The sequence below is a fragment of the Streptomyces shenzhenensis genome (assembly GCF_021462265.1).
GTDB lineage: Bacteria > Actinomycetota > Actinomycetes > Streptomycetales > Streptomycetaceae > Streptomyces > Streptomyces shenzhenensis.
In genome coordinates this window covers 144,885-157,807 of the sequence record NZ_JAJONF010000010.1, presented here as the reverse complement: position 1 = coordinate 157,807, position 12,923 = coordinate 144,885, and the positions used below count along the sequence as shown (strand labels likewise).

The window sequence follows — 12,923 nt, the reverse complement described above, 5'->3', positions numbered from 1 at the left end:
ATCCACAGGCCCAACCGGAATCACAAGATCCGCGAGATCGTCTGTCGTATGACGAATCACGGCGAAATCCCTGGACCCCACGAAAACGGCGACATCACCCGAGGCCCGGTCCCCCTCGGGCCATCCGCCCACGAGACCCAGGTCACCCTGCGCACCCCGGCCGAACTGGCCGACGCGCTGCCCTACCTGCTGGGGTACCGCCCCGAGGACAGCATGGTGCTGGTGGCCCTGCACGACCGCGCCGGCCGCGGCCGCTTCGGCGGACGGGCCCGGCTCGGCATTCCCGTCAACAAGGACGACTGGGAGTCGGCCGCACGCCAGCTCGCACAGGGCCTGGTGACCGGTGGCGAGCGCCGGGGAGCCCGGCCCGAACAGATGGTCGCCTACGTCTGCCAGGAACCGGCGCCCGGCGAATCGGGCCGGGACGTGATGCGCCGGCTGACCCCCCTCGCCCAGCTGCTGCGGACCGAGTGCGGTCGGCTCGACGTGCCCGTGATCGAGGCACTGTGCGTCTCCGACGGCCGCTTCTGGTCGTACTGCTGTCCCACTGAGAAATGCTGTCCGCCCGAGGGCGCCCCCATGGGCCTCCCCGGCACCTCCGTGCTCGCGGCCGCGGCCACGTACGCCGGTATCCAGGTGCGCGGCAGCCTGCGCGAGCTGCGGGCCCGGCTGCTCCCCTGGGAGACCGGCGCCGTGCTGGAGCAGGAGGTCGCCCTCGACAGCGCCGGAATGGCCCTGGTGCCTCGCATCCTCGACGGTTCCCTCCGGGCGGGCGTGGCCGAGGAGACCCTCGCCCTCGCCGAACGCGTCATCCACCGGTACGCCGCTGCCACCCCTGTGTCCGGCACCCACCGAGCCGACCTCCGCGACGACGCCCTGGTCTCCCACGACGAGGCGGCGACACTGATTCTCGGCCTGCAGGACCGCACGACCCGTGACCGCGCGGCCGCCTGGATGGAAGGCGACGAGGCGGGACCGGCCCTGCGCCTGTGGCGGGCCCTGGCCCGCCGCTGCGTCGGCCCGTACGGCGAACACGCCGCCGCTCCCCTCACTCTGGCGGGTTGGGTCGCCTGGTCCACCGGTGACGACCTGGAGGCACGGGAGGCCCTGGCGATGGCCCTGGGCGCGGACCCCGACTACCTCTTCGCCCGTCTGCTCCACCAGGCCTGCAACGAGGGCCTTGACCCGGAGTCGATCCGCCGCTGCCTGCGCCCGGAACGCGCGGGCAGTACGGGCCTCGCGCGGGCGGACGGCACGGCAGCGGTCGGTGACGCCGGCCTGCTCCACCCCGCCGACCTCGACCCCGACCCCGACCTTGACCTCGCCCCCGGTGCCGGTGCGGAGACCGGTGCCGAGGCCGAGGCCGACGGTATGCCGGCCACCGCCTCCGGTAGCCGCCGTCGCCGCCGTCCGCGCATCACGGACGCCGCCGACGACCGGCGGCCGAAGGCGGATTGCGAAAGGCCGCGACCAGCGCGCTCGGAGCGCAGCCGCCCTGGTTCGTCCGGGCCGGGCGCGGGCCGCACACGCACGCGTGCGGCGCAGCGAGCGGAGCGGAGCGGGACCGGGGACAGCCGAACCGCACAGGAGGGCAGGCGCTCCGGGGACGGCCTCGGCGAGGGGGGCGAATGAACGGCGGACAGTCGTGGTCGGCGGGCGGCCGGACCCCGGCCGGCGAGCGCCCCAGCACGGACCCTCGCCCTCCGCCCGCCCCGCGGCGCGCCCCTGGGCGAACTCGGCCCGCCGGGCTGCGGGTCGCCGGTACGCCCTTCTCGATGCGGGTCAGCCGCCTCGGCATGGCCATGGTCGAGGAGGCCGCGACCGGCCTGCGGCCCGGGGTGTGAGCTGCCAGAAGGAGGGCGGCGAGCCGGTACGACGTCACGGCCGTGGCGAAAGGACGGCCGAGTGGAGAGCACGTGCCGGAACGAACCGGGGCGTATGCCGGAGCGAAGTGGATCAGCCCTCGGAGTGACCACCGAAGGGAGTGTTTATCGTCAGGCAGACGACTATGATCACCGCATGCCCTACGACCCGTCAGCCTTTCCGCCGTTCGCCGTCACCGTGGACCTGGTCGTGCTGACCGTGCGTCGCCATGCCCTGTGCGCGTTGGCCGTACGCAGAGGCGAGTCGCCGTTCCAGGGACGGTGGGCGCTGCCGGGCGGCTTCGTGAGGGCAGACGAGGATCTTTCGCAGGCGGCGGCACGGGAACTCGCGGAGGAGACCGGGCTGCGGGCCCACGAACCCGACGCCCCTGCCCAGGAAGGCGGAGCCCACCTGGAGCAGCTGGCGACCTACGGTGACCCCAAGCGTGACCCCCGGATGCGCGTGGTCAGCGTCGCCCACCTCGCCCTGGCCCCCGACCTGCCCGCACCCCGCGCGGGCGGTGACGCCAGCAACGCACGGTGGGCGCCGGTGGAGGAGCTGCTCACGCAGGGCGGCTACGGCCGGGACGGCGAGTCCGTCGCGCCGCTCGCCTTCGACCACGCCCAGATTCTGTCCGACGGTGTGGAGCGGGCCCGCTCCAAGATCGAATACTCGTCCCTGGCCACCGCGTTCTGCCCGCCCGAGTTCACGGTCGGTGAGCTGCGCCGGGTCTACGAGGCGGTGTGGGGAGTGGCGCTCGACCCGCGCAACTTCCATCGCAAGGTGACCGGTACCCCCGGCTTTCTCGTCCCCACCGGCGGTACGACGACCCGCCAGGGCGGCCGCCCGGCTCAGCTCTTCCGGGCCGGCGGGGCCACCTTGCTCAACCCGCCGATGCTGCGGCCCGAGGTGTGACCGTCCGGCCGTGCGAACTCGGCAAAGGTTAAAACCTTTCATACCCGGAAAAACGGTCATTTCGCGCTATCTTCCCTAAGGTGATCCAGGCCTTCGGACTGACCAGCATTCCCCGCAAGGCGCACCCGCCCGCCGTCGACGACGTGACCTTCGAAGCGCGCGCGGGCCGCGTCACCGCACTCCTGGGCGAGGCGGGCGCGGGCAAGACCACGGTGCTCAGACTGATGCTCGAACTCCAACAGGGGCGTGGGCTGACCTACTTCAGGGGCCGCCCTCTGCACCGCATCGCCCACCCGGCCCGTGAGGTCGGCGTACTCCTCGGTGACGTCCCCGGTCATCCATCGCGTTCCGTCCGCGGTCATCTGCGCATGCTGTGCGCGGCGACCGGGGTGCCTGCCCGGCGCGCCGACGAAGTGCTCGAAGCCGTCGGGCTCGTCAGCCTGCGCGAGGAGCGGCTGGGCACGCTGTCACACGGCATGGACCGCCGGCTCGGTCTGGCCTGCGCCCTCCTCCCCGCCCCGCACACCCTCGTCCTGGACGAGCCCACGGACGGCCTGCCCACCCGCGAGGCCCAGTGGCTGCACCGCATGCTCCGGGCACACGCGGCACAGGGCGGCACGGTCCTGTTCACCACCGCCGACCCGAAGGAGGCCGCCCGCGCCGCCGACCGGGTCGTCACCCTGAAGTCCGGCAGACTCGTGGCGGACCAGGAGGCCAGGGAGTTCGCCCGCACCCGGCTCCGCCCGCGCGTGGCCGTCCGCAGCCCCCATGCCGACCGGCTCGCCGCCGTGCTCAGCAAGGAGGCACGCATTGCCCACCGCTCGGTGGAGGTCGTCCGGGAAGGAGGCAACCGCCTCTGTGTGTACGGCAGTACGACCGCCGAGGTCGGCGAGGCCGCCTTCCGCCACGGCATCCTGGTCCACCAACTCGCGGACGAGACAGGCGACATGGGCCCGGGCGCCGTCCTGCCGGAGCCGTCGACGGGTGAGGTGCCGGAGGAGGTGCTGCAGGAGCCGAACTCTCGGGAACCGGCCGCCGCGGACGAGGGCCGGTCGACGCGCGAGCTGACTCCTGGTGCGAGCCGGGGTGAGCGGACCGCGGTGGAGAGTGCCCGGGCGGCGTGTCCGCAGCGAGCCGCCGGAGAGGCGTCCGCCGCCGGCCGGCAGGACGCGCCGCGCGCGGACCGGCGCACGCAGGCGGACACACCCGCGGTCGCCCCACAGCCGAGGGCGGAGCGGGCCGCCCCGAGCCTCGCACAGCAGCCGCACGCCGCAGGCCAGGAGCCGAGTCGAAGCCGATCGACGGCCGCCGATGAACCCCGCGGCGCGGCTGAACCGCAGCCCTCGGCCACCGCCGCTGGGCTCGCCGACGACTCGGCCCTCATGTCCCTGCCCGCGACCCCGGACACGGAGTTCTCCGCTCCTGCGCGTCCCAGCGACCAGCTGTCCGCCCCGGCGAGTGCCAAGCCTTCGACGACCCCCGGGCGCGCCCAGCCGTCGGTCTCCCTCGGCTCCGCCGAGCCCGCCGGTCATGGCGGGGCCACCAGGACAGCACCCGCCGTCCCGGCACAGCCACCGGCCGCCACTTCCGCCCAGCCGCTGACCCGCACGGCGTCCGCCGGGGCCGTGATGTCCGTCGAAGCCACGACAGACCAGTCGCCGACCCACGCCGTACCCACCGAAGGGGCCACCACCCAGCCCGTTGCCCGCGGGCTGTCCCACGAGGCTCGGTCCGCACAGCCGCCGACGCAGAGTGGGTCCGCCGAAGCCGCCGTCGGCGGGCCGCCGAACCGCGACGTACCCGCCGAGGGCCGCACAAGCCGTCTGCCCGCTGACTCTGAGCCTGTATCCGCTGAGGGCCGCAGAAGCCGTCCGGTCACTCATTCCGGACTTGTATCCGCCGAGGGTCGCACAAGCCGTGCGCCCGCTCACTCCGGACCCGCCGAAACCCCCACCGTCCGGCTGGCCGGGGGCCGTCCGCAGCCGGAGTCGCAGCCCTCCAGGGGCCCGGCGGCGGGCGACGAGCCCGCCGCCCCGGCCCCGGTCGGTCCCGCGCGCCGGGACGGGGCCGCCGATGATCCGGGCGTACTGTCCCCGCTTCCGCCTCCCATCTCCGTCCGCCCTGCCCCCAGCCCCCTTCGCCCGCTGCGCTACGAACTCCGCAGGGCTGCCGGGATCGGCGCCGGCTTCCTCACCTGCGGTGCCGTACTGCTCGTGTCCGCCCTCACCGCCGTGCTGCTGGCCCGGGCCGGGCACACCCCCCAGGCCCGGCTCTTCGCGGCCTGGCCGCGGGAGCTGCCGCTGCCCCCGGCGGCATTCGGCGCGGGACTGCTCGGCGCGCTGGCCTTCGGAGACGAGTTCCGCCACCCCGCGCTGGCGGCCGATCGCGGCACCGTGCCCCGCCGACTGGGGCTGCTCACCGCGAAACTGCTGGTCTCCGGGGCCACCTCGGTACTGCTCTCGTTCCTCACCGTGGGCTGCGACGCCGAAGTGCTCTACCTCGTCTACGGTCGGGAGCTCGTGCAGGTTCCCACCGACTGGTTCCTGCTGACCGTGAGTTGGTTCGGACTGATCGTCGGCTGTGCCTGGGCCGGCGTACTGGCGGCAGGTGTCTTCCGGTCCACCACGGCCGGTCTCGCCGCGGTGCTCGCCGTACCCGTGCTCGTCGTGCCCGTCGTACACGAGGCGGTGCAGGGCACGGGGGTACGGATGGCCGCCGGACTGCCGATGCGGTTGCGGGAGACGTTCCTGCTGAAGTGGCCCTTCGGGGGAGAGCGCTATCTGGCCGGAGCGGCCCGGGTGCTGGCCCAACCCGTGGGTGGCGCACTGGCGTTGTCGCTGGCGGCGCTGCTCTGCGCGTATCTGTTCAGCACCCTGCGAGCCAGGGTCCGATGACCGGGGACCGGACTCTTGTGATCCCGCCGCGCGCACAACTCCCCACAGAAAGGCCATTTCTTTGCGATAAGGCGTCAATTGCGACGCTGTGAGCGATCACCCTTTCGTGTGCTTTTCACCAAAGACCTCAAGGGAGTTGGAGGCAGCGCCGACAAAGGATCCGTGAGTACCCTTGCGCACACCATGATGACCGCCGCCCGCTCCTCAGACTCTGGTCTGGTCGGCCCGGGCGAACTCGACCGCTACCCCTATGCGGAGGTCCCCGGCACCGACCGTGTCGGTACGCCGTCCTGGGAGGGCGCGGATCCGGAGCTGGGCCGTGTGGGCCGGCGCGCCGCGGGCAGCCGCGGCCGCGGACTGCACGGTCAACTCGTCCAGCAGCTGGGTCAGATGATCGTCTCCGGCGACCTGGGCGCGGACCGCCCCCTGGTCCCCGAGGAGATCGGCCAGCGCTTCGAGGTCTCCCGCACCGTCGTCCGCGAGTCCCTCCGGGTCCTGGAGGCCAAGGGCCTGGTCAGTGCCCGCCCGAACGTCGGCACGCGCGTGCGTCCCGTCAGCGACTGGAACCTCCTCGACCCGGACATCATCGAGTGGCGGGCCTTCGGGCCCCAGCGCGATGACCAGCGCCGTGAGCTGAGCGAGCTGCGCTGGACGATCGAGCCGCTCGCCGCCCGCCTCGCCGCCGGGCACGGGCGGGAGGATGTCCAGCAGCGCCTGTGCGACATGGTCGAGATCATGAGTCACGCCATGGCGCAGGGCGACGCGCTGACCTTCTCGCGCGCCGACGCCGAATTCCACTCGCTGCTCATCCAGATCGCCGGCAACCGCATGCTGGAGCACCTCTCCGGCATCGTGTCGGCGGCCCTCCAGGTCTCCGGCGGCCCGGTCACCGGCTGTGACCGGCCGAACGAGGCGTCCCTGGCCCAGCACGCGCGGATCGTCGACGCCCTCGGCACCGGTGACGGGACCGCGGCGGAGTCGGCGATGCGTCAGTTGCTGAGCATCCATCCCGAGGTGGAGCGCGTGGTGCCCGCCCCGCGCGAGCACTGACCGGCGTCGAGAGCGGTGCGCTCGGTCAGCGCCGCGGTCTCGGGGTGCCGTCGGTCCGGGAACCCGCTTCCGCCGGTCGCCGCCGGACCCTGCCGGATCCCTCAGGGCTCCGGCAGGGTCCGGCGGTGCGGCGGGGGGCCCGGCGGGGCCGACATGGTGTGCGGTGGCCGGCCGTATGGCAGGCCCGGCAACGGTCCGAACGGCCCGGAGAGATCATCAACGACAACTTTTGTCCTTGTTTGGTCGTTTTTGAATGCTTACGGGATGTGACTCGGGCCACGTAGATTGGGCGTAACGCTCTTGCGAACAACGCGATGACTTAAGAGGTGACAGCCGCGGAGGGAATACGGACGCCATTCATGGCGCTGTCCATCTCCCCGGCCCGCGCCCGCGCCGTCGGCCCATCCCCAAGCCGGCGGTCGGCTCCAGTCCGTCCAGGACGGGGCCGGAAGCCGTTTTCCAACGTTCCGAGAGGTTGTTCGTGTCGGCCAGCACATCCCGTACGCTCCCGCCGGAGATCGCCGAGTCCGTCTCTGTCATGGCTCTTATTGAGCGGGGAAAGGCTGAGGGGCAGATCGCCGGCGACGATGTGCGTCGGGCCTTCGAAGCTGACCAGATTCCGGCCACTCAGTGGAAGAACGTACTGCGCAGCCTCAACCAGATCCTTGAGGAAGAGGGTGTGACGCTGATGGTCAGTGCCGCGGAGCCCAAGCGCACCCGTAAGAGCGTCGCAGCGAAGAGTCCGGCCAAGCGCACCGCCACCAAGACGGTCGCGGCGAAGACGGTGACCACCAGGAAGGCCACCGCCACGGCGGCCCCGGCCGTGGCGCCCGCCGCCGTCGCCGACGATCCGGCCGAGGAGGCGGCGCCGATGAAGAAGGCCGCCGCCAAGAAGGCCGCCCCCACCGCCAAGAAGGTGGCCGCGAAGAAGACCGCGACCGCCGCCGCCAAGAAGACGGTGGCCAAGAAGACCGCCGCCAAGAAGGACGACGCCGAGATCCTCGAGGACGAGGTCATCGAGGAGGCGAAGGCAGGCGCAGAGGAGCCCGAGGGCGCCGAGAGCGCAGGCTTCGTCCTGTCCGACGAGGACGAGGACGACGCGCCGGCGCAGCAGGTCGCCGCGGCCGGTGCCACCGCCGACCCGGTCAAGGACTACCTCAAGCAGATCGGCAAGGTCCCCCTGCTCAACGCCGAGCAGGAGGTCGAGCTCGCCAAGCGCATCGAGGCCGGTCTGTTCGCCGAGGACAAGCTGGCCAACGCCGACAAGCTGGCCCCCAAGCTCAAGCGCGAGCTGGAGATCATCGCCGAGGACGGCCGCCGCGCCAAGAACCACCTTCTGGAGGCCAACCTCCGCCTGGTGGTCTCCCTCGCCAAGCGCTACACCGGCCGCGGCATGCTCTTCCTGGACCTCATCCAGGAGGGCAACCTCGGTCTGATCCGCGCGGTCGAGAAGTTCGACTACACCAAGGGCTACAAGTTCTCCACGTACGCCACCTGGTGGATCCGTCAGGCGATCACCCGCGCCATGGCCGACCAGGCCCGCACCATCCGTATCCCGGTGCACATGGTCGAGGTCATCAACAAGCTCGCGCGCGTGCAGCGCCAGATGCTCCAGGACCTGGGCCGCGAGCCCACCCCGGAGGAGCTGGCCAAGGAACTCGACATGACCCCGGAGAAGGTCATCGAGGTCCAGAAGTACGGCCGTGAGCCCATCTCCCTGCACACCCCGCTGGGCGAGGACGGCGACAGCGAGTTCGGTGACCTCATCGAGGACTCCGAGGCCGTCGTTCCTGCCGACGCCGTCAGCTTCACGCTCCTCCAGGAGCAGCTGCACTCGGTGCTGGACACTCTGTCCGAGCGCGAGGCCGGCGTCGTCTCCATGCGGTTCGGTCTCACCGACGGTCAGCCGAAGACCCTCGACGAGATCGGCAAGGTCTACGGCGTCACGCGTGAGCGCATCCGCCAGATCGAGTCCAAGACCATGTCCAAGCTGCGCCACCCGTCGCGTTCCCAGGTGCTGCGCGACTACCTCGACTAGGTCGCCCTCTTACGGCGTCGAAGGCCCGGCCCCCTCGCGGAGGCCGGGCCTTCGTGCTGCGGGCGGCTATGCGCTGGACGACTCTGGGTGTCCCAGTCCCACCCAGAGTGAGGAGCGTGCATGTGCCGTTCTGTTGCCCCGGCCCTGATCCGGCCGCTGATCCTGACGGCCGTGGCCACCGCCATACCGCTGGCCACCACGCCTCCCGCCGTCGCCGACAGCGTCGTGGTCGGCGGCTTCCCCGTCGACGTCTCCCAGGCCCCGTGGACGGTCGCACTGTCCAGCCGTGACCGGTTCGGGGGTACCCGGGCCGGTCAGTTCTGCGGCGGAGTGGCGATCGCCCGGACCGCGGTGCTGACCGCCGCCCACTGCCTGGCCGACGAGGTCATCGGGTCACAGTCCGACCCGGTCCGCGACCTCAAGGTCATCGCTGGCCGTACGGATCTGCTCGCGGGGCGGGGCCAGGAGATCCCGGTGACCGCCGCCCGGGTCAATCCGGCCTACGACCCCGACGCCAACACCGGTGACTTCGCCGTCCTCACCCTTGCCGAGCCCCTGCCCGGCGACGCGGTCATCACGATGGCTCCCGAGGGGGACACCGCCTATGCGCCCGGCACCAGCGCCCTGGTCTCGGGGTGGGGGGACATCACGGGCGGCGGCGACTACTCGCGCCGGCTGCACGCGGCACGGCTCCATGTGCTGCCCGACGAGACCTGCGAGCGGGCCTATCCGGGCGGCGCCGACGGTGCCTACCGGGCGGACTCGATGGTGTGCGCGGGCGAGACCAGCGGTGGCCCGGACGCCTGCCAGGGCGACAGCGGAGGGCCGCTGGTCGCCGACGGGAAGCTGATCGGACTCGTGTCGTGGGGGAGCGGCTGTGGCCGGCCGGGGAGCCCTGGCGTCTACACGCGCGTCTCGGAGGCCGTACGGGCGCTCGGCCCCGGCGGTGCCCTCAGCGGCTCACGCGGGCCTCACAAGCCCTCCTGAGGGCCTCGGCGGACATGACGAGGGCGGCCGCTCCCACAGGGGAGTGGCCGCCCTTCACCGGCCTGTGCCGGAGTTGGCTCGTCGTGGATGCGAGAGGTCAGCGCTCATCTTCGGAAGCGGTGGCCGAAGCGGGGGTCAGCCGCTCCGTCTCGTCCTGTATCTCAGCGGCGATCTTCTTGAGTTCCGGCTCGAACTTGCGACCGTGATGGGCGCAGAAGAGCAGTTCTCCGCCGCTGAGCAGCACGACGCGCAGGTAAGCCTGGGCGCCGCAGCGGTCGCAGCGATCGGCGGCCGTCAGGTGGCTCGCGGGGGTCAGAACAGTAGTCACGTCGCCTCTTCTCTAGCTCGACGAGCTGTCGTACCAGGGTCAACATCCAACCAGCCCGAAAACGTTCCCGCTCGGGGCTTCTCCTCGAAAAAAATCTTTCGAGGTGGCCGTCTGCTGCCGGTTGGCGGCGAATGTGCCGTATTGCGTCTTCTTAGGTGCTTACGGGTTCGCGCGGTTCATCGGTCTCATCCTCCCGGCGGGGTTGCCGGTTGTTTGTGAGGACGTGCCCGGAGCCTAAATGGTTCATGCCTCGAAGGGAACGTGATATGTACTTCACTCCATCGAGGGATCGAACACGCATACGACGTTGGACTAGTGTGAGTTCATGACGAGGGTGGCGTTACAACGGCTCTACCAGGCCTCGGTACCCTCTGAGCGGCGACCGAAGCCGGCCCTTACCCAAAAGGGGCCTCATTGAAATTCAGCGAGGAGCGAACCGCGTGACCGCCGATACGTCCGTGCCGTCCACTGCGCTGCTGGCAGGAGCAGACCGGGACGGCTCCAACTACACCGCGCGGCACCTGCTCGTCCTTGAGGGGCTCGAAGCCGTGCGCAAGCGCCCTGGCATGTACATCGGCTCGACCGACAGCCGGGGCCTGATGCACTGCCTGTGGGAGATCATCGACAACGCGGTGGACGAGGCCCTCGGCGGCTACTGCGATCACATCGACGTCGTCCTTCACGACGACGGCTCCGTCGAGGTCCGGGACAACGGCCGCGGCATCCCCGTGGACATCGAGCCCAAGACCGGCCTGTCGGGCGTCGAGGTCGTCATGACCAAGCTGCACGCCGGCGGCAAGTTCGGCGGTGGCTCGTACGCGGCCTCCGGCGGTCTGCACGGCGTCGGTGCCTCCGTGGTCAACGCCCTCTCCGCGCGTCTCGACGTCGAGGTCGACCGTGGGGGCCATGTGCACGCCATCAGCTTCCGCCGTGGCGTGCCGGGGGCCTTCACCGGTGCCGGCCCGGACGGCAAGTTCGAGGCCGCGAGCGGGCTGCGCAAGACGAAGAGGGTGCCCAAGACCCGCAGCGGCACGCGCGTGCGCTACTGGGCCGACCGGCAGATCTTCCTCAAGGACGCCAAGCTCTCCCTGGACACGCTCCATCAGCGTGCCCGCCAGACCGCGTTCCTGGTGCCCGGCCTGACCATCGTCGTCCGTGACGAGTACGGCCTCGGCGAGGGCGGCAGCAAGGGCGAGGAGTCGTTCCGCTTCGACGGCGGCATCAGCGAGTTCTGCGAGTACCTGGCCACCGACAAGCCGGTCTGCGACGTCCTCCGCTTCTCCGGGCAGGGCACCTTCAAGGAGACCGTCCCGGTCCTCGACGAACACGGCCAGATGACCCCCACCGAGGTCACCCGCGAACTCGGCGTCGACGTGGCGCTGCGCTGGGGCACCGGTTACGACCAGAACATCAGGTCCTTCGTCAACATCATCGCCACGCCCAAGGGCGGCACCCATGTGGCCGGCTTCGAGCAGGCCATCCGCGAGACTCTCAACGAGGCGCTGCGCACCAAGAAGCTGCTGCGCGTCGCCGAGGACGACATCGTCAAGGACGACGCCCTGGAGGGCCTCACCGCGGTCGTCACCGTCCGGCTCGCCGAGCCGCAGTTCGAGGGCCAGACCAAGGAGGTCCTCGGTACCTCGGCGGCGCGCCGGATCGTGAACAACGTGGTCTCCAAGGAACTGAAGGCCTTCCTCACCTCCACCAAGCGCGACGCCGCCGCCCAGGCCCGCGTGGTCCTGGAGAAGGTGGTCGCCGCCGCGCGGACCCGCATCGCGGCCCGTCAGCACAAGGACGCGCAGCGCCGCAAGACGGCCCTGGAGTCCTCGTCCCTGCCCGCCAAGCTCGCCGACTGCCGCAGCGACGACGTCGAGCGCAGCGAGCTGTTCATCGTCGAGGGCGACTCCGCGCTCGGTACCGCGAAACTCGCCCGGAACTCCGAGTTCCAGGCGCTGCTGCCGATCCGCGGCAAGATCCTCAACGTCCAGCGGTCCTCGGTGACGGACATGCTGAAGAACGCCGAGTGCGGGGCGATCATCCAGGTCATAGGGGCGGGCTCCGGCCGCACCTTCGACATCGACGCCGCCCGCTACGGCAAGATCATCATGATGACCGACGCCGACGTCGACGGATCCCACATCCGCTGCCTGTTGCTGACGCTGTTCCAGCGGTACATGCGGCCCATGGTCGAGGCCGGCCGGGTCTTCGCCGCGGTCCCGCCGCTGCACCGGATCGAGATCGTCCAGCCCAAGAAGGGCCAGGACAAGTACGTGTACACGTACTCGGACCGCGAGCTGCGCGACAAGCTGATGGAGTTCCAGAGCAAGGGCATCCGGTACAAGGACTCCATCCAGCGCTACAAGGGTCTCGGCGAGATGGACGCCGACCAGCTGGCGGAGACGACGATGGACCCGCGCCACCGCACCCTGCGCCGCATCAACCTCTCCGACCTCGACGCGGCAGAACAGGTGTTCGATCTTCTGATGGGCAATGACGTGGCCCCCCGCAAGGAGTTCATCTCCAGCTCGGCGGCGACGCTGGACCGGTCACGGATCGACGCGTAGCCGCAGTGCTCGGCCTCGGCCTCGGCCGAGGAGGTGGCCGCCAGGCCAGGCCGGGCTGGGCTGGCGGCTGGCGGCTGGTGGACAGGACAGGGCCGGGTGCAAGGCCGGGCGGCGGAGGGTGCGCGCTGTCAGCCCGGTCCCACCTGCCGGTCCGCCGGGCGCACGGCCCCGTCGGCCGTCCGGTCAGCCGCCGATCGATCGTTTCCGCGGGATACCCCCTGGTCTTCCTGCGGGGTGCCGACTGGCTGTTCTGCTAGATGCCGGCCGGGTTCGTGGTCGGCTGC

9 protein-coding genes are annotated in these 12,923 nt (G+C 71.2%); 8 read left to right on the top strand and 1 reads right to left on the bottom strand.

Annotation, left to right across the window (positions count from 1 at the left end; translation table 11 throughout):
• The first annotated feature begins 48 nt into the window (after positions 1 to 48).
• The 7 genes from LQ326_RS16145 (at position 49) to LQ326_RS16115 (ending at position 9,747) form a co-directional block, all read left to right on the top strand.
• Positions 49 to 1,632 carry a DUF4192 domain-containing protein gene (locus tag LQ326_RS16145; protein WP_234537162.1) on the top strand — a complete coding sequence of 528 codons (1,584 nt, stop codon included), beginning with the start codon at positions 49 to 51 and terminating at the stop codon, positions 1,630 to 1,632.
• A complete protein-coding gene (locus LQ326_RS16140) occupies positions 1,629 to 1,844 on the top strand; it encodes a hypothetical protein (RefSeq protein ID WP_372496864.1) in 216 nt (71 codons plus the stop codon). The genes LQ326_RS16145 and LQ326_RS16140 overlap by 4 nt, the downstream gene beginning before the upstream one ends.
• 175 nt (positions 1,845 to 2,019) lie before the next feature.
• A complete protein-coding gene (locus tag LQ326_RS16135; RefSeq protein ID WP_234537160.1) occupies positions 2,020 to 2,778 on the top strand; it encodes an NUDIX hydrolase in 759 nt (252 codons plus the stop codon).
• 80 nt (positions 2,779 to 2,858) lie between these two features.
• Complete coding sequence (locus LQ326_RS16130; protein WP_234537158.1) at positions 2,859 to 5,672, top strand: ABC transporter ATP-binding protein; 2,814 nt, start codon at positions 2,859 to 2,861, stop codon at positions 5,670 to 5,672.
• Between the two features lie 162 nt (positions 5,673 to 5,834).
• Positions 5,835 to 6,722: a FadR/GntR family transcriptional regulator gene (locus LQ326_RS16125; RefSeq protein WP_234537156.1), complete on the top strand. Its 888-nt coding sequence runs from the start codon at positions 5,835 to 5,837 to the stop codon at positions 6,720 to 6,722.
• 481 nt (positions 6,723 to 7,203) lie between these two features.
• The gene (locus LQ326_RS16120) at positions 7,204 to 8,760 is read left to right on the top strand and encodes an RNA polymerase sigma factor (protein WP_308401930.1); all 1,557 of its coding nucleotides are present in this window, start codon (positions 7,204 to 7,206) and stop codon (positions 8,758 to 8,760) included.
• A 120-nt stretch (positions 8,761 to 8,880) separates the two neighbouring features.
• The gene (locus tag LQ326_RS16115) at positions 8,881 to 9,747 is read left to right on the top strand and encodes a serine protease (protein WP_234537153.1); all 867 of its coding nucleotides are present in this window, start codon (positions 8,881 to 8,883) and stop codon (positions 9,745 to 9,747) included.
• Between the two features lie 97 nt (positions 9,748 to 9,844).
• Here LQ326_RS16115 and LQ326_RS16110 read toward each other — a convergent pair whose 3' ends face one another.
• Positions 9,845 to 10,075 carry a DUF7455 domain-containing protein gene (locus LQ326_RS16110; protein WP_234537151.1) on the bottom strand — a complete coding sequence of 77 codons (231 nt, stop codon included), beginning with the start codon at positions 10,073 to 10,075 and terminating at the stop codon, positions 9,845 to 9,847.
• Positions 10,076 to 10,515: 440 nt separating this feature from the next.
• Between LQ326_RS16110 and LQ326_RS16105 the strand changes: the two genes are divergently transcribed.
• Entirely contained in the window at positions 10,516 to 12,639 is a 2,124-nt protein-coding gene (locus LQ326_RS16105; RefSeq protein ID WP_234537148.1) for a DNA gyrase/topoisomerase IV subunit B, read from the top strand.
• The last annotated feature ends 284 nt before the right edge of the window (positions 12,640 to 12,923 follow it).